Here is a 20,726-nt window from a genome sequence, read left to right as displayed (position 1 = left end):
TTTTATTTTTTTTAAGTTTTTTCGTTGAATTTCATTCTATGATAGCATCCGAATTTTTATAAATCTCTTTTAATTGATCTACAGTTTCTTCTGAAGGATTCTCCCACATACCTCTTTGAATGGCCTCTAACATACGTTCCGACATATCTTTTAATGCCCAAGGATTATGTGCTGATATAAAAGATTTGTTTTGCTCATCAAACAAATAAGCATCCGTAATTTGCTCATACATAAAATCGGTTATTAAATTAGTAGTAGCATCATAAGCAAAAAGGTAGTCCATAGTAGCTGCCATTTCGAAAGCACCTTTGTAACCATGTTCTTGCATACCTTGCATCCATTTAGGATTTACGACTCTTGAGCGAAATACTTTTAGCAACTCTTCTTTTAATGATTTTACCTTCGGGTTTTCAGGTCTTGAATGGTCTCCAAAATAAGTTTCTGGCTGACTTCCTTTTACGGTATTCACCGCAGCTGTCATTCCTCCTTGAAATTGGTAATAATCATCAGAGTCTAATATATCGTGTTCTCTATTATCTTGATTTTGCATCACGACTTCTATATTCGACAATCGTTTTTTAAAGGTTTCGTGTGCAGATTTTCCACTATTATTTTTTCCGTAATACGCATAACCACTCCAATTGATGTATGCTTGCGCTAAATCATCTGAAGTTGTCCAGTTTTTCCCTTCAATTAACCCTTGTAGTCCAGCTCCATATGCTCCCGGTTTCGATCCGAACACACGATACAAAGCTCTTTCATTAGCCTGCTTTTTATCTAGTCCTTCTTCTCGCCATTGTTGTTTTTCTTCATTAAAACGTTTTTTTATAGGGTTTTGTTCATCAGTTTCATCTAAAGAAGCTACTTTTTCAACAGCGGAATTAAATAAGGAAATTAAATCAGGAAACGCATCCCTAAAAAAACCAGAAATACGTAACATTATATCTACTCTAGGTCTTTTCAATTCTAAGGTAGAAAGTACTATAAAATCTTTAACTCTTCTGTTGCTTCCTTGCCAAACGGGTTTTACTCCTATTAAAGCCAAAGCCTGTGCAATATCATCACCACTGGTGCGCATTGTAGAAGTTCCCCAAACTGATAAACCTATAGAAGTTGGGTATTCACCATTCTCTTGTAAATAGCGGTCAATTATATTCTGAGCACTCTTTGTTCCTAATTGATATGCAGCTTCTGAAGGGACAGTACGTACATCTACAGAATAAAAGTTCCGTCCGGTAGGTAAAATATCTAACCGCCCCCTTGTTGGAGCACCAGATCCACCAGCAGGAATGTATTGCCCGTTTAATCCTTTAATTAAATGTGTAATTTCATTTCTTGTTTTGTGTAAAACAGGCAATGTATATTGTTTTATATAGGCTAATATTTCTTGTGTATATTCACCTATGTTTTCGTTTTGATTATTACTTACCAATTGACTGACAAGGTTTTTAGCTTTGTTCTCCAGAAGCTCAACTGCTTGACCATATGTACGACATAAAATACCGAAAATTTCTTTTTCAAAACGATCCGCATAAGAAACATCTATCGGATCAAAATTCAGTTGTAAATCCTCAGCTAAACATTGTGTTATTCCTTTTAAATTACCTTGTGACAATCGATGTAAAGCAACAATTAAATCCACTAATTTTTCTTGTCTAGGTAACATTCCTAAAATATGCAATCCTCCTCTAATTTGAGATTCCTTCAGTTCACATAAATATCCATCAATAACCTCTAATAAAGCATCGATGTCTTTTCCATCTTGATTTAAATCACTTTTAAGATGGGTTTCATTAACTAGTGTTTCTATTTTATTTTTAATTAATGAGGCTCTCCTTTTATCTACTAAAGCAGATTCATAAAACTCATCAATTAAAAGTTCTAATTTTAGTAAGTCACCATAATTCTCTGCGCGTGTCATTGGCGGTATCAAATGATCCAATATAATCGCTTGATTTCTTCTTTTTGCCTGCGTTCCTTCTCCAGGATCATTAATAATAAAAGGATAAAAGTGAGGAATCGCTCCTAGAATAGCAGCAGGAAAACAAGTTTCTTTACTTAATGCTACACTTTTTCCGGGTAACCATTCTAAGTTTCCATGTTTACCAATATGCACTAAAGCATCGGCTTTAAAATAATGTTGTAACCAAATATAATAAGCTAAATATGCCGGTGGTGGTGGCAAATCTGGTGAATGATAACTTGCCTGTAAGTCTAAATTATAACCCCTACTTGGTTGAATACTTACCAATACGTTTTCAGAAATAAATCCTGGAATTAAAAAATATCCTTTTTGATAATTAGGAGACTCATTTGGATTTCCCCATTGTGCTTCTATGGTATCTCGAAGTGTTTTTGATAGTTGATTATAATATTGATAAAAAACAGCTTCTTCTAATTTTATAGCATGGCGCTCATTTAACGTATTAATCGTCTCTAAACTATTCGTAACCGAGTTAGTTAATTTATCTATTAACTCTTTGGTTGTTTTAGGAAAATCAGGTGCTAATACATAGTTTTCAAGAGCCAATTGCGCTAAAATTTGCAAGGTGCTTTGTGGAGTATCTAACCCCACACCATTAGCCAAACGACTATTATTATTAGGATAATTAGGCAAAACTAATGCAATTCTTTTCTCTGCATTTGTTTTTCGACGCAAGTTTACCCAAGCTTTGGCCATTTCAGCAACAAACTGGCAACCCTCTACATTAGGCACATAAGAAACTATTTCAGAATCTGTAAGTGTATCCTTTTCTTTGGATTCTTTAAACGAAATGACTTTCGATATAATTTTACCATCCACTTCTGGCAAAGCTATATTCATTGCGATATCGGTAGGTGGCAGCCCAAAATTTCCTTCGAGCCAACTTTCTCGATTACAGCTTCCCATAATAGCTTGAATAACGGGTACGTTAAACGCATCAAACAAACTTTGTGTGGTATCATGAAAACCTTGCACACTAAAACCTGTGGTATTAATAATGATTTTAGGTTTTGTTATTTGATGAAATTGCAACAAACTAAAAATTTGTTTTTCGATATCTTGTTCACGATATCCTGCTGCCATTACAACAACAGCATCGATTCCTTGTGCAGCTAAGGCATCAATGATCGCATGAATAGGTGCTAAATTATTGGATAGATAATAACTGCGATACCCAAAAATAATGGCTTGCTTTTTTGTTGCTGGTGATGTTTGTGTATTGTAAATTCCTGCTACAGGGTGATATAAAAATAAATCAGGAATGGTTTTAATAGCATTAGGTATTACTGTTGCATCTGTAATTCTATTGCTAATTAATTGTAAAGCAGCTTGGCAATTTTCAATACCACCAGCTTGTATGTACTTCCAGATTAAATCTACATCTTTTAACGGAATATTAGAAGATTGCATCAATTCTAAATCCGGTTTATTATCACCAGGTAAAAACAATAATTGAATATCGTTTTCTTCGCAACATTCGGTAACCGCTTTACACAAATAATTATAATAGGCTTTTCCTCCTAACAATTTTAACACCACTATTTTTGCTGATGAAATAACCTCATCAATATAGGTGTCTATCGTTAATTCTTGCTTGAAATAACTAAGATTTGCAAACCGAAAAGAAGATGTATTTTCTACTGCGTTATGAATTAATTTATAAGCATTATTCATCATAAATAAATCAGAATCTGCCGAAGACAAAAAAACAATGTCTCCTGGAGATTGATCTATATAGAACACACCTTCATCATTAGGGTTCCAGCCGCCTGGTATTGTAGATATTAAATGCACTTTTTATGATTTTAGTAAACCTAAATACTATTGTTTTAGTAGTATTGTAAACTATTTATTAATGAGAATATGAATGCGAATGTCCGTGCTCATGATCGTGGTGATGTGAATGACTTTTTATTTCATTATCATCAGTCAGTTCTATGTTTTTACCAATAACCACTAAACTTGTTTTACGAGCTTCATTAGCTCCCCACGGTCTTTCGAAATAATAATCAAAACGTGCGCCTACACCTTGTAACACCATACGCATTGATTTGTTAGGAATATTTACAAAACCTTTAATTCTATAAATTTCGTGTTGCTCTACTAATGCTTTTAAATCGTTAACTAACCCTTTAATATCTGCTGTTTCGGGATATTCTAATAAAACCGTTTTTATATCATCATTATGATGGTGGTGATGTCCCTGTTTATGATGCTCTTCGTGAATAGAATGACGGTTATCCACATCATCTTCTGCAGAAGCTCCAATACCCAATAAAATAACATTGTCTAATTCTCCTTTTACAATAGGAACAATTTTAGTATTTGATCTTGCTTTCTCAGTGACTATTTTAGTAATGGTTGAAAAATTTTCATCATCCACCAAATCTCTTTTACTTACCAAAACTAAATCAGCACACGATAATTGGTCCAAAAACAATTCTTCAATAGGTGTTTCGTGATCTAACGTATCATCCGCTAAACGTTGCGCTTGCACACGCTCTCTATCACAAATTTCTCCTGTAGCTATTCCAACAGCATCTACCACAGTAATTACAGAGTCTATAGTAATATGAGGTTTTAAATCTGGCCAATTTACAGCCTTTACTAAAGGTTTAGGCATAGACAAACCAGAGGTTTCTATAACAATATGGTCAATTTCTTCTTTGCGTTCTAACAGTTGTAGCATAGACGGTAAAAACTCTTCTTGTACAGTGCAACAAATACATCCGTTAGGTAATTGTACTAAGTTGCAATCCTCGTCGCCACATTCTGATGAAGCTATCAATTGTCCATCTACATCTACTTCTCCAAATTCATTTACCAAAACAGCAATGCGTTTTCCGTTGGCGTTCTTTAACATATTATGCACTAAAGTCGTTTTTCCTACGCCTAAAAATCCAGTAACTATGGTAATTGGTATTTTATTCATTTCTTTAAATTATAAGTTCTTACTGATGAATTGTATGTTTACATTATTAATATTGTATTCGTAATACTATGTTGTTGTTTTCTTCTTTCTTTTATATAAAAACAAGTTCCATTTTTCTTCTGCAACACCGTGCTTATCCATTTCTGCTCTAGCCATGGTAAAAAATAAATCAGACATCCGATTTACGTAACTCATAATATAATCGTGAACAGACTCAGGATCTTCTTGCATTAAGGTAACCAAGGTTCTTTCTCCACGTCGTATTTGTGTTCTACACACATGACAAAGTGCAGAGATTTCGTTCCCTCCTGGCAACAAAAAATAATCCGATGGCGAACTGATACTATCTTCCATTTCGTCTAACCACTGCTCACAAAATTCAGCGCCATCTTTAGGTTCTGGATTCGGATTTTCTTTTTTAGAATCTGATGGCCGTGCTAAATGCGACATGATATTCATCATATCTTTTTGAATACGATGTAAATTAGGTTGCCATTCGTGATCATTCCCTAATTTAGCACGTAATAACCCAATGGTAGAATTTACCTCATCCAAGGTTCCGATACATTCAATTCGTGCGGAATTTTTATAGGTTCTTTTTCCTCCGAAAACACCGGTAGTTCCTTTGTCTCCTTTTCTTGTGTAAATTTTCATATGCTGTTATCTATTTCGTTAATCAGTTGTAACAGTTTTTCTGGTGTACCAAAATAATGATGTACATAAGAAGCCATTACTTTATTTTTTTTATGAATTTTAGTGGTTGTGTCACCACCTCTTGCATTTGTAATTCCTGCCTTTATGGTTGTTTCTGTATCGTTTATTAAACTAGAATAATGGAATTCGTGTCCTTTATAAACAACCTCATTAATTCTAGTAGTACGATACCCTAAATGCAGTTTTTTATTCGCCATAGAAGATTCAAAATCAAAATAATTCACCATTACAAAAGCTTCATTATCTTCAGATATCATAGATTTCCCTAAATACATCATTCCACCACATTCTGCATAGATCTGACCATTATTTTGAGCAAATTCTTTAATACTAGAAAGCATTTTTGTATTGCTAGACAATTCTCTTAAATAAGATTCTGGATAACCCCCAGGCAAATAGATAAAATCACAATCAGGAAGCATCTCATCGTGTATAGGGCTAAAATAGATGACTTCGCCTACCTCTTGCATTACTGTAATATGCTGAGGATATATAAAATTAAAAGCCTCGTCTTTGGCGACTGCAAATTTTATGTTCTTGTTGTCTATTGGTTTCTTTTCTGAACTAACTTTTGGCGCTACTTGTTTGGAGGCTTCTAAAATAGCTTTCCAATCCACTGTTTTATCTAATTCAGTAGCAATTTGATCAATAACACTATCAAATTTTTCAATGTCGCGTATGTTTAACCCTAAGTGTCTTGATGGAATTTCAATATTTTTCAAATTTGATACATATCCAAAGCATTTTACGTTGATGTCTTCGCAAGCTTCTTTAAGCATTGTATAATGTCTTTCGGAGCCTACTCGATTAAAAACAACTCCCATGATTTTCACCTCCTTATCAAAATTCACAAAACCTTGAATCAACGGTGCCACAGAATACGCAACTGCTTTTCCATCGACTACTAATAAAACAGGAGTTTGTAATTTCTTTGCCATTTCGGCCGTGCTCCCTGTATCTTTTTTAGCACCATCAAACAACCCCATCACGCCTTCTATGCAATTAATTTCAGCATGCTGGCCATAGAAATTTAAACTAGTGTTAATTTCATTTTGATCCATCATAAATAGATCTAAATTGACTCCTATTCTTCCACTAGCCAATTCGTGAAATTTTGGATCAATATAATCCGGACCAACTTTAAAAGACTGTACATCAACATCTTTTCGTTTAAGCAACCGTAATAATCCTAAAGTAACAGTTGTTTTACCTGCATTACTACTTGGAGCAGCTATAATAAATTGTCTGCTCATCCTTTGGTATATTTTGGGCTTTCAGAAACTGTTGTCCTCATTAAAATTTCATAATTAGCTTGAATACGCTTCGCAAATTCTTGAGCAACTCCAATTTTTACCATTCCTTTTTCTGCATCAATTATTTGATTGATATGTATTCCTTTGCAATACGTCTGAAAAGCAAGTACTATATCTTCTAAAGTATGTTCCGCATTTAATTTCCCATCTGTAATAATATGAAGGTGATGATGAAATGCTATATCTGAACAAATTCCTTTTATTTTTTTAAAACCAGCTATTAAATTGGTCTTACCTCCAGTTTTAAGATCTATTAATGCCGTTTCAATTTCTTTTAAAATTCCTGTTTGATTTAAAATATGTTGTGCTTCTCCATCAAATAAAGAAACAATAGAGAATTGCGTATGTTGTTTTTTCGACTGTTCAGCTATTTTATGTACGATACCTTTAGCATATGCTATAATTTCATCTTTCATCATAGAGCCACTAGAATCTATCAAAAAGATATGATGCTTCTTCAAAAGATTACTTTTCCTTTTTGTTTTTAATTCAAATTTATCTGTCGCTATATATTGACTTATCGTCTTTTTTGTATCGATAGCAGTAACATTTCCTTGATTATTTTGAATTGAATTTGCACCGTTATCAATTGTATTCGTAGCTATGTCTTTTGGTTTTCTAAATTCGTTTAATGGACTTAGAATATGTGTTTTTTCTTCTTTAGAAAGCGTTTCATTTGAAGGGGATTCTTTTGATTGCTCGTTTTCGTTTTGATTCGGTTGTTTCTGGTTCTGATGCTGATTCGAACTTCTATGGTTCAATACAAAATCGGCAATTTTATCTACGTCTTCTGTAGTAACTTCTGATTGATTCCAATAAGAAGCATAAGCTCTTGCAGTTTTCAGTAATAAAATATCTGCACGTAAACCTTCTACTTGATGCTGAACAGCCAATGCACTACAATATTCTATAATTGAATCATTTATTTTTATGGATTTTAAATTCTTTTTAGCCCTTTCTATTTGCATCGCTATATCTTCATCTTTATTTTTATAATTAGCGACAAACTCTACAGGGTTATCATCAAACTCAAAACGTTGTTTGATAATTTTTTGACGCACTGCCAGCTCTCTAGGAGTTGTAATATGTACGCTTAATCCAAAACGATCTTTAAGCTGTGGTCTTACATTTCCTTCTTCAGGATTCATAGAACCAACTAAACAAAATTGACTTTTAAAATAACGAGACATGCCTTCGCGCTCTACATAATAACTACCTGAAGCAGCTGCATCTAATAAAATGTCTGTAAGGTAATCTTGTAGTAAGTTCACCTCATCTACATACAAAACACCTTGGTGTGCTTGTGCCATTAAACCTAAGTTAACAACTTCTTTCTTAGCATTAATCAATTGTTCTAAATCGATATTTCCGATAAGTCTGTCTTCAGAAACACCAATAGGTAAATTAATAAAGGGAAAAGATTGTTCAGTACTCATTAGATTTGTTAGCGATCTAATGAGCGTGGTTTTTCCGGTTCCTTTATCACCAATAGCTAATACTCCTCCAATAAGAGGATCAACCAAATTTAATATAAGTGCTAGCTTAAAATCATCTTGACCAACAATCGCTGAAAACGGAAAATTGATTTGTTTTTCGTCTTGTATCATAATACCATACTATTATTATAGATCCATATCAATCCTATAATTATCGAAGCTACTCCTGCAAGACCATTCATCCACTTGAAAATTGCTAGATTACGTTCTAAAAAACGACTCATCACAACAATCAAAACATAACTATATACCGCCATTGCTACAATAATTCCTAAAGATTCTACAGCTAGTATAAAAAAAGCATCAGTTATAGTTGCGCTACTTAAAACTAGTGCAGATGTTAATGCACCTCCTGTGCCTGCCAACCCATGCAACATACCAATCCAAAAAGATTTATTCATTGGATTTACAGCAATTTCTTCTCCTTGGGTTCCGTGTAAATGAATTGGATTCGAAAGTTCGTGTTCGTGAGGTTCAATCTTTTTATGGACTTTTACCATTTCATTAATAGCATGATTCCTTCTGATTGCTACGATCCCTAACCAAATCATAATTGGACCGACAGCTAATTCTGCATAAAAAGAAATATCATTTATTACTAAAGAAGTTATACTCTTAAAAAATAATGCAACTCCTCCAAACAGTAACAAGGTTACGGAATGACCAAATGCCCATTGAGAAGCTTTGAATACCGATTTAAAGCTTACCTTTTTTTTATTAATGGCATTCTCAGTAGCTAGCACAGAAACTGCTGTTACGTGATCTGGCTCAAAAGAGTGTAAAATTCCCGCCATCAAAGGTCTAATCAAAGAAGTAAAAGTCATTTTTTATTATATTTAATAAATGTTCCGTTTTTATGAATAAGGTAAATATCGAGTGTTACCTGTTTAATTTTCACATGCGTATGTTGATAACAATGTTTTAATAGCAACTGAAAAAAAGGAGCGTCTTGCTCAAAATCAAATAATTCAATCAACCGTCCAGCCATATTTAAGGATTTGATTTTATCTGCATCCTCATAACCAACTTTTTGCGCTAATTCTACTACAAAATCTTTATTCCAACTAGAGACACAGCTATGCGTATCGGTAACTCCACCTGCTAGTTTTACAGCCTTGCCTAGCATAATCCCAATACTTACCTTTTCTATCGGTGATTGATTAATTTTATTGAGAGTTTCTCCTATCCAATTCCCATAATGAATAAAAGCTTGCTCTGGTAAATGATTAAATTTTTTTGACAGGAACTTTTCGCTTCTGGCACCAGAATTAATAACCAACTCTGTTACCTTATTTGCCACTGCAACATCAATTCCTTGCTCTATACTTGCTATATAAGATGAAGCGGAATAGGGTTTTACAATTCCGGTGGTTCCTAAAATAGAAATCCCATTCATAATACCAACCCGCTCATTAAGTGTTCGTTTGGCTAATTTTTTCCCATCAGTAACATACACAGTAACCGATACACCGCACTCTAAATCGTAATCGTGTAATAATTTTTGAAGAGCGCTAGCTATCATTTTTCTTGGAACAGGATTAATGGCAGGCTCTCCAATAGCCAATTCTAAACCTTTAAGCGTAACCGTGCCAACACCTTCTCCTGCAATAAACTGAATACCTTTTTCCTGCGTTAATTTTAGCATACAACCTATCTCTGCCCCATTGGTAACGTCAGGATCATCTCCAGCATCTTTAATTACTGAGCAATTGGATGTGCTTTCTGTAAACTCGCAATGATGGATAGGTATTTCGAGTATTTTATCTATAGGTAAGTATACGTTAACAGCTTTATTTTTTTTCTGATGAATAATAGCCTTTAAACCTGATTTAGCGGCAGCAGTAGCGCAAGTACCAGTAGTAAATCCATCTCTTAAAGGCCCTTTTGGAATTTTTCTCAAACTCATACTACAATCGTTTTAGAGATTAATAATTCCAAGGCTGAAGTATTATATACCACCTTAAAATACATTGGTATTTTTGGTTGCTTGATAATAATGATTTGCACATCTGCTTTTAAAGCTGCTTCAATTTTTGTGCTTAAAAACCCACTATTTCCTGTTTCTTTAGTTAAAATAACATCGATCTGATGCGTTTTAATCACCTCAATTTCTTTTTTCAAATTGGAAGATGGTAACCCTAAAATCAATTGTTCTTTAGGGAAATCACTTTCTGCTGCAATCGCTAGTGACTCAGGTCTGTTTAATATTCTAAAATACGTAGTGTTTTTTTGCCACCAAGGTGCTAATCTTTTAATCGATTGCACTCCGGTTAAGGCTAATACCCTTTGATTTTCTTTTAATATGGCTACACCTTCATTATAAGAATTCACATAACTGACCAATGAATTTTCAGTTTTAGGAAGTAATTGTCGTCCAAATCGTATAACAGGAATTTGTAAACGTTCTGCCACTTTAGCTATAGTATCGTGCAATAGTTCTGCAAATGGATGAGAAGCATTTACAATCATTTCTATATCATTCTTAATGATATATTTTTCTAATTGTTGCTCATCTAACGCACCGTGTCTGTAACTAGCAATCTTAGTTGTTTTAAAAGAGATATTTGTTTTTGTAGAATACACAAAAGACAAGGCCATACTTTCTAATAAAGTGGCTGTTTTTTTACCTTCTGTTGTTCCTCCAAATACAAGTATCATTATTCTTCTTTTAATTTTTTATATAAAATAGTGTCACTTCGAGTGAATTTCACGATTTCAATGAGTGAAATTTGTATCGAGAAGTCATTCTCTTATCGAAATGTTCTCGATACAATTTTTCTCCGCTATCGCTTCGGAAAAACCACTCGAACTGACGTATGCGAATTTCTTATCCATAAATCATACTATTCTGTTACGACAAATTTCTTATTGGTTCTAAAAATATGCTTCCATTCCGGGCTGTATAATTGTGACCTGTTCTTACGTGCGTCAATGGCATGGCCTACGACAATCAATACAGTTCTTGTTTTCTTGCTTTTCTTAACAATTTCAGCAAGATTCTCTAATTTTCCCTGAAAAATTTCTTCATCCTTCCACGATATTCTGTACATAACTGCTACAGGAGTATCGGCATCAAAATGTTCTAATAATTGCGCTTCTACTTTTTTAGCAATTCCAGCACTTAAAAAGATACACATAGTAGCATTCGTTGCTGCAAATGCCGAAATACTTTCTTTAGAAGGCATTGGTGTTTTGCCTTCACCACGCGTTAATACAATAGACTGTACCACTTCTGGAATTGTAAATTCTGATTTTAAAACTGCTGCTGCTGCGCTAAATGCAGAAATTCCTGGTACAATAAAATAATCCATCCCCAACTCGTCAAAAATGGTCATCTGTTCTTGGATAGCGCCATATAAAGAAGGGTCACCAGATTGTAAACGTACAATTGAATTTCCTTTTTTATAATGTTCTTGCATGATAGACACTTGCTCTTCTAAAGTCATCATTGCAGAATTTCTAACCACCGCACCTGGTTTGCACCAACTGGTCATTTCTTCTGGCACTAAACTACCTGCATATAATACACAATCGGCTTCTTCTAAATATTGTTTTCCCTTTACTGTTATGAGTTCCTCATCTCCAGGTCCAGCCCCAATAATAGCAATAGCAGTTCTACGTCCGGCTTTTGTATCTAATGCTACAGAAAATGTAAACTTCTCTCCGTTATCTAAATGGATTTTCTGTTTTTCAATTACTACATTTTTATTTCCAGAAAGTAACATTGCTGTAGATTCTGAAACACCGTGTACACCAATTTTAAATTGTACAACTTCACTTGGATTAGGTACCGTAATCGTATTTATTTCATCAGCCGTAAATGTGCTAAAAGGAATCCTGTTATTGTTACTGAAGTCCAAATACGCTTGCTGCTTTGCTTTGATATCAATAGAACCAAAGTTTTTAATGGCCGAAAAGTGAATGTTTCTACGTCGTAATTCTTCTTTTAAAGTGGTTTCAAACAGCACTGAATCTAACTGTTTAGAACACCCTGAACCTATCGAAAGTACTTTTGGAACATACAACAAACTCGGAATATTCACATCGTATACTTTGTAACTTACAACTATAAATAATTTAAACTGTGCGTAATCAATATCTGCTTCCCTATAAAAAACAGTAACAAAATCCGGAACTGTTTTTTCTAAATACTTTGTTCCTTTATCTTTAATATCTAACAGTAAGGCAGTGGGTTTATTATTTACAAAAAGCGCCATCGTTTTGTGCATAGACAATGAACTTTCCACTTGCCAATCAAATTGAGTACCTAGCGTATCTAATGCCCAAATGTTTTGTACATCACTCGAAGTAGATATAATAGGTTTTGCTCCTAAAACTGCTGCAATTTTCGAAGTAAAATCATTTGCACCACCTTTATGACCACTCAATACTGATTGAACATTTAATCCTAAATCATCTACCGAGACCACAGCTGGGTCACTATTTTTATCTTGAATATATGGTGCAATTAGTCGTACACAAATACCTAATGCAGTAACAAAACAAATACCATCTAATTTTGTGAAATTTTCATTTAAATAGTTCGAAATAGAGTTAATGGTAGACACATTTCCATTAGTGGATGATAACGTAGTTATGACCACCGATTTTGGAAATTCTTTCTGAATAACAAGGGCTTTTTCAAGGCCTTTTTCAGTAACTGCTATTATGGATATTTTTTTCATGTATTATTTTTCTGCGATGTGAATGCTAATTGTATTGTGTTCGTTTAACTGTATGGTATTCGTGCTAATCGTATATTTTAACTTCGTAAGTACTGAAATGAATACGATGCTACTACTTTCTCTTACCGCATTAGTTACAAATCGAACTTCCGGATTTAATTGATAAACGGTTTGAATTAATTCTTTTAAACGACCTCCGTGTCCACCAATAAAAACAACATCAGGCCTAGGATAGTTTTTTAAATTAATATTAAAGAAATCATCAATTACAATTTCAATACCTGGTGTTCCTAAACGTTCGGTGTTCTGTTGGATAATAGTCCTGCATTCAGTTCGTTTTTCGAAAGCTATTGCATTTATATGCGGAAAATGTTGTTTTGCTTCAATAGCTACAGAGCCTGTGCAAGAACCTATATCCCAAAAAACACGTTGATCTTGTAATGCTAATGCATTAATGGTACTTAAACGGATGGGCATTTTGGTAATCATATTCGCTCGATTCTCTAAAGGAATAAAAGCAGCATCAGGAATACCAAACAGTTTTTCCTTAGATCTTATCCGTTTTAATAACACACAATTTAATCTATGATGTATTTTGATTGAACAAGTGGATATATCAAGTTGTTCAATACGTTCATCATCACCATCTAAAGATTCACCAATAGTAATTGAATAATTGTCAAAACCATATTGTAACATACGTTTCGCTATTACTGCTGGTGTTTTTTTGTCATCTGTTAAAACACCAATCAATTCATTTCTATTGATTAATGCTTCATCTAAAGCTGACCAGTCTCTACCGTGAACCGATATTGATTTTAATACATTGTAATTTGTTTGCGTTTTATGACAAAGTAACTGAATACTATTGAAATAGGGAAAAGCTTTGAGCTGTCCGTTAGGTAATAAACGTTGTAATGTATTTCCGAAACCATAGAAAAAAGGATCTCCCGAAGCAAAAACAACAATAGAAACATCAACCGTTTTGTATTGTTCTATTAAAGCATCCATTTTTCCCGAAATCTCAATCCACCTATGATTTTTAGGTAAATATGATTGTACCAATTCATAATGACGTTTTCCACCAGAAAAAACAGATGATTCTTTAATTAATTGTAGCACTTCGCTATTCCAAACAGGAGTAGGATGATTACTAATACCAATCAAATAATAATCAATATGTTCTGTGGTTTTTATCATTTATTGATAAGATTCTTTTATTACTACATCGCTTATGTTCTTGCGTTTTTCCCATTGTAAACGTTCCAATTCTGGACTCTCATAGAACTTATCTACGTGTCCTAAACATAAATAACCTATTAACTGTCTATCTTCAGGAGCGTTTAAAATGGCTTTAATTTTATTTGGGTCCAAAATACTTACCCAACCTAAACCAATGTCTAAAGCTCTAGCCATTAACCACATATTTTGAATGGCACAAACCACAGAATACACTCCTGCTTCCTTCATAGTCGTTTGTCCTAAAGTAGGATCGGTGCTTGGTTTATAGAAAACAGCAATATTCAAATCCGATTCTATAATACCTTCCAACTTTAATTGAGTATAGGCCTCCGCTTTTTTTTCTTTAAACAGTTCTTTTGCCTTTTCATTTTCTTCAAAAAAACTTTCTTTTATTTTAATTCTAGTGACTACATCTTTAATAATAACAAACTCCCAAGGTTGCGAAAACCCAACCGAAGGTGCATTTACTCCTGCAAATAAAATCTTATCTAAATCTTTTTGAGAAACAGGCGTATCTATAAAACGGTTTCCTCTCACATCTCTACGTGCAAGAATTATCTTTTCTAGAGTATCTATATGTTCTGAAGTAAATTTGCTCATCTTAAGGTTTAAAATAGTTTGAAGCTTCGGGTAGTGTAAAAGCGGCATTTACAATAGCAGCGGCAACATTGCTACCACCTCTGTTTCCTTTTACAATTACCCAATCAGTAGTAGTAATTTGAGATAACTGTTCTTTTGCTTCTAACACATTTACAAAACCAACAGGTACACCAATAACTCCAACAGGTTTAAAAGTTGTGTTTTCTCTTAATTGTTCTACAATTTCAAACAATGCGGTAGGAGCATTTCCAACAACATATAAAGCATTAGGATACATCTCAATAGCTTTTCTAATTCCCGCTTGGGAACGTGTAATGTTTGCTGATTTTGCTAATAACTGCGCATCTTCATCATTTAATAAACAATGTATTTGATTTCCGTATGCTGCAGTAAAAGCTTTTGTGATTCCAGCTTTTACCATGGTAACATCGGTAACAATCTCTCCTCCGTTCTTAAGATGATTGTGCCAATTTTCAATAGCTTCTGATGTTGCCGAATAATGATTAAAATCTTCTAAAATTCCTGTGGTATGAATCACTCTGGTTATTGCCCATTTATCCGAAATAGAAAAGGGTAAATCGGTAATATGCTCCGTAACAATTCTAAAACTCTCTTGTTGGATTTCTTTCCCAGTATGTGGTTTTCTGTTCAAATACCCTCGCGGCGTTACCAAATAGTCTTTAAAACGGTAGGTTTGCGAATTCCCAATCATCACCAAACAAAACATATCTACATCTTCAGGATTAAATTCTCCTAAGGTGGTAATTTTAAGTTCTTCTTCTGGTCGTGTAACATGTCTTATAATCGCAACAGGTGTATTAGGAGAGCGCTCTTCTAAAAATATTTTTTGTAATCTACCTAGTTGCCAATGTCTTTTTTTACTCCTTGGATTATATAAACTTGTCACAAAATCCCCAGTAGCAGCAGCTTTAATTCTTTGCTCTATTTTGTTCCAAGGCGTCATTAAATCTGATAAAGAAATACAACAAAAATCGTGACCCAAAGGTGCACCTAATTTACTGCCAGATGCTAAGAAAGCAGAAACGCCCGGTAAGGTTTCCAGTTCAATATCCGTATGCTTTTCTTTTGACACCACTTCATAAACAATAGCTGCCATAGCATAAATACTAGCATCCCCAGAACCAATAACGACTACATATTTATCTTCATTCGCTTTTTCAATAGCTTTATGTGCTCTTGCTTCTTCCTGTCCTAAAGGCATTGAAATGAGCTCTGCTTCTTCTCTAAAAAGTGATGCTCCAAATTGAAAATAATAATCGTACCCAATAACTACATCTGCTTTTTCTAAGGCATTCTTAACCACAGGCAACATATAATTGATATCTCCAGGACCTAAGCCTGCAACTGTTATTTTCATAAGGCTTGTTTTTTAATAATGAGCAGAGAAAAATAAGGGATCTCTCTTTTATTTGCTATTGCCCAATTACTGGTAATAAATTGTTTATCCGTCCCCAAACACTCCGCATAAGTAATACTATGCTTTTTTGTATCGATTACCTCAGTAATACTATCCATAACCGATTTTATCTTCATCAAAACCACAGTATCAAAATTATCAATAGCTTCTTGTAACTCTCCTCTTGTTTGTACTCTAGGAATTACTACCACTTTTTCGTTTTGTAGGCACAATGGTATTTCACTTTCTGAAGCTAAATGCAGATACGATGTAATACCAGGAATTAAATTTATAGGTAATTTATGCTCCTTTATTTTTTCTAATACATATGAAAAAGAACTAAAGGTGCTAATATCGCCTTCGCTAACAATTGCAACAGATAAACCTTTCTTATAATCCTTCACTATTTGTTGAAATGTAGTCTCGTAAATTGTTTTTGCCTGGGCTCTTTCTAAATCCATTTTTAGATAAAAACCTTTCAGTTTCTCTACATCTAAATCATATTGATTTAAAATAGATAACGAATAACTCGATTTTCTACCATCTTTAAATAAGGATCCTGGATAATAGATTTTATCAGCTTGTTGTAATGCTTTTAAACCTTTTAGGGTAATTAAATCGGCATCACCAGGTCCTAAAGACACTCCGTATATTCGACCCATCGTCATATACCTAACATCTTTTTAACCTTATTCCCCAAACTGTTTTGTTTTTCATTAGGTTTTTCATCTTCCTCAAACAAAATTCCTTTTACATTTAGGTGATGTCCCATTTGTTCTTTCCCTTGAAATTCTTCAAAACCAATCACTTGTTTTCTGTACTTACACAGTTGACAATTCATATTGGCAATTCCATTTTTAGCTTCATGTAAACGCTCATCAAAGGCTTGTAAAATCAATTCATCCGCACCAAATGGATCTGTATACACATATTCCAAATCAGAATTGGTATTCATTTCGGAAACACTTTTATAAATTCTTTCTAATAAAACACCCGTAAAAAAGAAGAAAGGAATGACAATGGTACGTTTAAAACCTAGCTTTTCTACTAACTGCAAACCTTCATCAATTTTAGGATATGCTGTTCCGCTATACGCTGTGGTAGCAAAGCCAAATCCCATTCCATCCCAAAGCATACTGGTTAATTTAGCAACATCACTGTTAGCATCAGGGTCTGTAGTTCCTCTACCAACTACTACCAAACAGGTATCTTTTCTATCTATCTTAGGTAGGTTTTTTTCTGTTTCCTCAATACGTTTTAATGACAAATCCAGTAAAAAAGAACTCACACCAATATGTTTTCCCATAGAAATGGTTAAATCATCGTGATATGTTTGTAGCGTATTTAATTCGTAAGGAATGTCATTTTTGGCATGAGAGCCTGCAAATAAAATAACCGGTAAGGCATAAATTTTACGAATACCATTTGCATACATGCGTTCTACCGCAGCTTCATAGGTAGGATGATTAAATTCTAAAAAACCATAATCTACTTCATATGCATCTTGATAACGCTCTTTGAGAATAGCCACCAATCGTTTAAATGATTTTACACCAGCTTCTCTTCGTGTACCATGTCCACACAATAAAATTCCTTCTTTCATCTATTCGTTTTTATTGTTTTTTATCAGTCATATGTAACATCCAACAACACGTGCTGCTATGTGTTTTAGAAATTAAACTTAGATGTTTCATTTACTATTAGTTTTTAGATTAAATAGGTGTTGCGCCAATAATAAAAACTACCGGCATTTGTATCGTAGCATTCGTTATTTTTTCTTCTATATTTCCTAAGTTCCCAGTAACGATGGCTTGCTGTTTTCTCGAGACACTTGAGATAGCGTTTACAGGAATCCTATCATCTTTACATACTTCTAATAATTTAGGAACAATTCTATGCAAGTTTTTTAGCCCCATGTAAATAGAAATCGTATTCCCTGCTTTTAGCATATGCGCAATTCCATTTAGTTGCTCAAACGAATAATCAGCTGTATGTGCAGTGCATATTAACATAGCATTCGATTGGTTGCGTTCAGTAATAGGAATATTACAAATATTAGCTGCTGCTAAGGCTGCAGAAATTCCCGGTATAACTGTAAAAGGTAGTTTGTGTTTCTTCAAAAAACGGGCTTCTTCTGCTGCTCTACCATACACATATGGGTCTCCAGATTTTAATCTAACTACTTTATCTCCACGCTCACAATGATTTTTCATCAACGTATTGATCTTATTTTGTCTAGTTTCTTGGTTTTCTGAATCACCGAATTTCCGACCTACATAAATGCGTTTAGCATGGGTATTGACATCTAGTATTTCATCAGAAATCAAATTATCATGTAAAATAACCTCGGCCTTTTCAATGGCTTCAAGAGCTTTTAAGGTTAATAAATTTTTATTCCCAGGCCCAGCTCCTATAATATTAATTTCAGGCAAATATTCTTTTCTAAAAATCCACTCGGGATTTGAAAATTGATATTCAAAATTAAGTAGTGCCTTTGATTTTGAATTATCTATTATTTTAAAGTTTTCTTTTGTCGTTGTTACAAAAATAGGTGCTGGCAAGTTTAATTTGAGAGCCGCATTTTCATAAAAATCTTTCCGTTTTGGGTGCATATCTGCACAACCATTAATAATTTCGCCAAAACAATTTTGTTCTAAAATTGCTTCGACTAGTCCTATAGCATCTTTTTGATGAATAAGATTTACTGGGACATTAGGATTTTTTAATTGTTTCTTATCTGCTAACAATCTTCCTGGATTACGTTGCGGTCCAATTAGTCCTGCTAATCTCAAAATAGTTAGATTATCCCCAAAATGTTGGTGCAATAATTGTTCTGCTTTTAGTAAAGCTCTTCCTGATGCTTTTTCTGGAATGCAATCTTCAGTTTCATTGATGAGATTATTACTATCTTGGTATACTGATGTAGAGCTTACAAAAATAACCTTTGTGGATCTAGGTGTATGTTTTATAATCTGTTCGATCTGAAGTGGATGTACGACTTCTATGTTATCAATACGTTTTGGAGGAAAATTGATAATAAGCGTCGATGTTTCATCTATAAAAGACTCCCAATCTCCAATAATTCTATCGGATTCAATTTTTATTCTGCTTGTGGGAAATGAATACTTACATAATGATTTTAACGCAGCCAATTCAGCTGTGCTTCCATTAATTGAATACCCACTTTTTTGAAGTTGCAACGCAAGCGGCAACCCCAACCAACCTAAGCCTAATATAGAGATATGAGTATTCATAACTACACTAAAACTAAGCTTGTATTTTGTAATTGAATTTTTTTACAATACTCCCAAGCTTTGCTCTCGGCAGAATCAAATTCAATTTTCCCTAAAACTTCTCCAAATTTATTTTTGAAACGAATACCTGTTTGTTCTGTTCCTTTCTGATGAAAATATTCTGTACTAGAAATTTTTGATTTTTGCAATTCCATATTTTCTTTAGGAACTGCTGCAATCGTTAATCCAATACTTTCTGTTTTGGTATGTAGTTCAAGTGTGTATGCCTTTGTATATACTATCGTATCTATTTCTTCAAACGAAATGGGACTTCTATCAGCCATATAAAGCAGCACTCCTTTTGGGTTTTCTACCAGATATAAAAATAACGGGTATAAATATTGGTCAGAACTAAATCCTTTGGTGATATAACATTCTCCCAACTCTGCGTCATCTTTTAATTCAAAAGGTTTTGGTTTTATGGGAGTTCTTTCTTTGTTAGAAAATTGTTGTTCCCATCCTTTTTGGTACAATAGCTCAGTTTCGATAGGGTTTTCATTATTGAGATGTCTTTTTACAATAGGAATTATTTTTTCTGGTGTTAGTTCTTTGTACCAACATTCACCTGGATGTACAATGCAAGTAGGGGCATCTTCACATCTTCCATTACATCTAGTTTTAATAGTATGGGTAGTATCCCAAAGTTCGTTATTACGTAAATAAGCTCTTGCTGCTCTAATTACTTCCTCTGAACCTGCTTTTTGACAAGATCCTCCATCACAAAAGAAGAAAGTATTTGTTGTATTTGCTATGTTTTTACCCATTTTTTTAAATTATGGGATAGCTAGAGTAGGAAGCCTAAAAAATAGGCAGTCGAACACTTTAACTTTTATCCCGAAAGTTTAAATTATGTTTTGCTTTAGGCAGGTATTCTGACTCACTCTACTTTTAACGCCTTCCCATCCGCTTGTAGTGGACAGTGACATATATGTTAAAAGCTTTTTGTAGAGCTTACAGCTGCGGGAACAGTTTTGGATTCTCACCAAATTCCCTTTTAATTCTATATTCTTAAATCTAAAAGAACAAGAAACCAAAAAGCAACACAAATGT

16 protein-coding genes and 1 riboswitch are annotated in these 20,726 nt (G+C 33.9%); all 16 genes read right to left on the bottom strand.

The window, feature by feature from the left end; translation table 11 throughout:
- Positions 1-31 precede the first annotated feature (31 nt).
- Positions 32-3,778, bottom strand: a complete 3,747-nt coding sequence (cobN, locus tag D1818_RS17295) for a cobaltochelatase subunit CobN (RefSeq protein WP_118460219.1) — start codon at positions 3,776-3,778, stop codon at positions 32-34.
- Positions 3,779-3,836: 58 nt separating this feature from the next.
- Complete coding sequence (gene cobW / locus D1818_RS17290) at positions 3,837-4,916, bottom strand: cobalamin biosynthesis protein CobW (RefSeq protein WP_118460218.1); 1,080 nt, start codon at positions 4,914-4,916, stop codon at positions 3,837-3,839.
- 66 nt (positions 4,917-4,982) lie between these two features.
- On the bottom strand, positions 4,983-5,570 hold the full coding sequence (locus tag D1818_RS17285) for a cob(I)yrinic acid a,c-diamide adenosyltransferase (protein ID WP_118460217.1): 588 nt from the start codon (positions 5,568-5,570) through the stop codon (positions 4,983-4,985).
- Complete coding sequence (locus D1818_RS17280; protein ID WP_118460216.1) at positions 5,567-6,883, bottom strand: cobyrinate a,c-diamide synthase; 1,317 nt, start codon at positions 6,881-6,883, stop codon at positions 5,567-5,569. The genes D1818_RS17285 and D1818_RS17280 overlap by 4 nt, the downstream gene beginning before the upstream one ends.
- Positions 6,880-8,550 carry an AAA family ATPase gene (locus tag D1818_RS17275; protein ID WP_118460215.1) on the bottom strand — a complete coding sequence of 557 codons (1,671 nt, stop codon included), beginning with the start codon at positions 8,548-8,550 and terminating at the stop codon, positions 6,880-6,882. Before D1818_RS17275 ends, D1818_RS17280 begins: the two co-directional genes overlap by 4 nt.
- A complete protein-coding gene (locus D1818_RS17270) occupies positions 8,547-9,263 on the bottom strand; it encodes a hypothetical protein (protein WP_118460214.1) in 717 nt (238 codons plus the stop codon). The genes D1818_RS17275 and D1818_RS17270 overlap by 4 nt, the downstream gene beginning before the upstream one ends.
- Entirely contained in the window at positions 9,260-10,345 is a 1,086-nt protein-coding gene (gene cbiD / locus D1818_RS17265; protein ID WP_118460213.1) for a cobalt-precorrin-5B (C(1))-methyltransferase CbiD, read from the bottom strand. Before cbiD ends, D1818_RS17270 begins: the two co-directional genes overlap by 4 nt.
- Positions 10,342-11,097: a precorrin-6A reductase gene (gene cobK / locus D1818_RS17260; protein ID WP_118460212.1), complete on the bottom strand. Its 756-nt coding sequence runs from the start codon at positions 11,095-11,097 to the stop codon at positions 10,342-10,344. The genes cbiD and cobK overlap by 4 nt, the downstream gene beginning before the upstream one ends.
- A 185-nt stretch (positions 11,098-11,282) precedes the next feature.
- Complete coding sequence (gene cobM / locus D1818_RS17255) at positions 11,283-13,124, bottom strand: precorrin-4 C(11)-methyltransferase (RefSeq protein ID WP_118460211.1); 1,842 nt, start codon at positions 13,122-13,124, stop codon at positions 11,283-11,285.
- Positions 13,125-13,127: 3 nt separating this feature from the next.
- A complete protein-coding gene (gene cbiE / locus D1818_RS17250; RefSeq protein WP_118460210.1) occupies positions 13,128-14,324 on the bottom strand; it encodes a precorrin-6y C5,15-methyltransferase (decarboxylating) subunit CbiE in 1,197 nt (398 codons plus the stop codon).
- A complete protein-coding gene (gene bluB, locus D1818_RS17245; RefSeq protein ID WP_118460209.1) occupies positions 14,325-14,966 on the bottom strand; it encodes a 5,6-dimethylbenzimidazole synthase in 642 nt (213 codons plus the stop codon).
- 1 nt (position 14,967) lies between these two features.
- Entirely contained in the window at positions 14,968-16,344 is a 1,377-nt protein-coding gene (gene cobJ / locus D1818_RS17240) for a precorrin-3B C(17)-methyltransferase (protein WP_118460208.1), read from the bottom strand.
- Positions 16,341-17,045 (bottom strand): precorrin-2 C(20)-methyltransferase, encoded by a 705-nt coding sequence (gene cobI, locus D1818_RS17235; protein WP_233558516.1) that lies wholly within the window; start codon positions 17,043-17,045, stop codon positions 16,341-16,343. The genes cobJ and cobI overlap by 4 nt, the downstream gene beginning before the upstream one ends.
- Before the next feature lie 2 nt (positions 17,046-17,047).
- Positions 17,048-17,986 (bottom strand): sirohydrochlorin chelatase, encoded by a 939-nt coding sequence (locus tag D1818_RS17230; RefSeq protein ID WP_118460206.1) that lies wholly within the window; start codon positions 17,984-17,986, stop codon positions 17,048-17,050.
- 109 nt (positions 17,987-18,095) lie between these two features.
- Positions 18,096-19,637: a uroporphyrinogen-III C-methyltransferase gene (gene cobA, locus D1818_RS17225; RefSeq protein WP_118460205.1), complete on the bottom strand. Its 1,542-nt coding sequence runs from the start codon at positions 19,635-19,637 to the stop codon at positions 18,096-18,098.
- A gap of 2 nt (positions 19,638-19,639) precedes the next feature.
- Positions 19,640-20,440 (bottom strand): ferredoxin, encoded by an 801-nt coding sequence (locus tag D1818_RS17220; RefSeq protein WP_118460204.1) that lies wholly within the window; start codon positions 20,438-20,440, stop codon positions 19,640-19,642.
- An 80-nt stretch (positions 20,441-20,520) separates the two neighbouring features.
- Positions 20,521-20,726, bottom strand: a riboswitch (cobalamin riboswitch).

Origin of the sequence: Aquimarina sp. BL5 (genome assembly GCF_003443675.1) — a bacterium.
In the GTDB taxonomy this organism is placed as follows: domain Bacteria; phylum Bacteroidota; class Bacteroidia; order Flavobacteriales; family Flavobacteriaceae; genus Aquimarina.
Note: the sequence above shows the minus strand (reverse complement) of the source record. Positions and strands in the feature narration are given on the sequence as shown.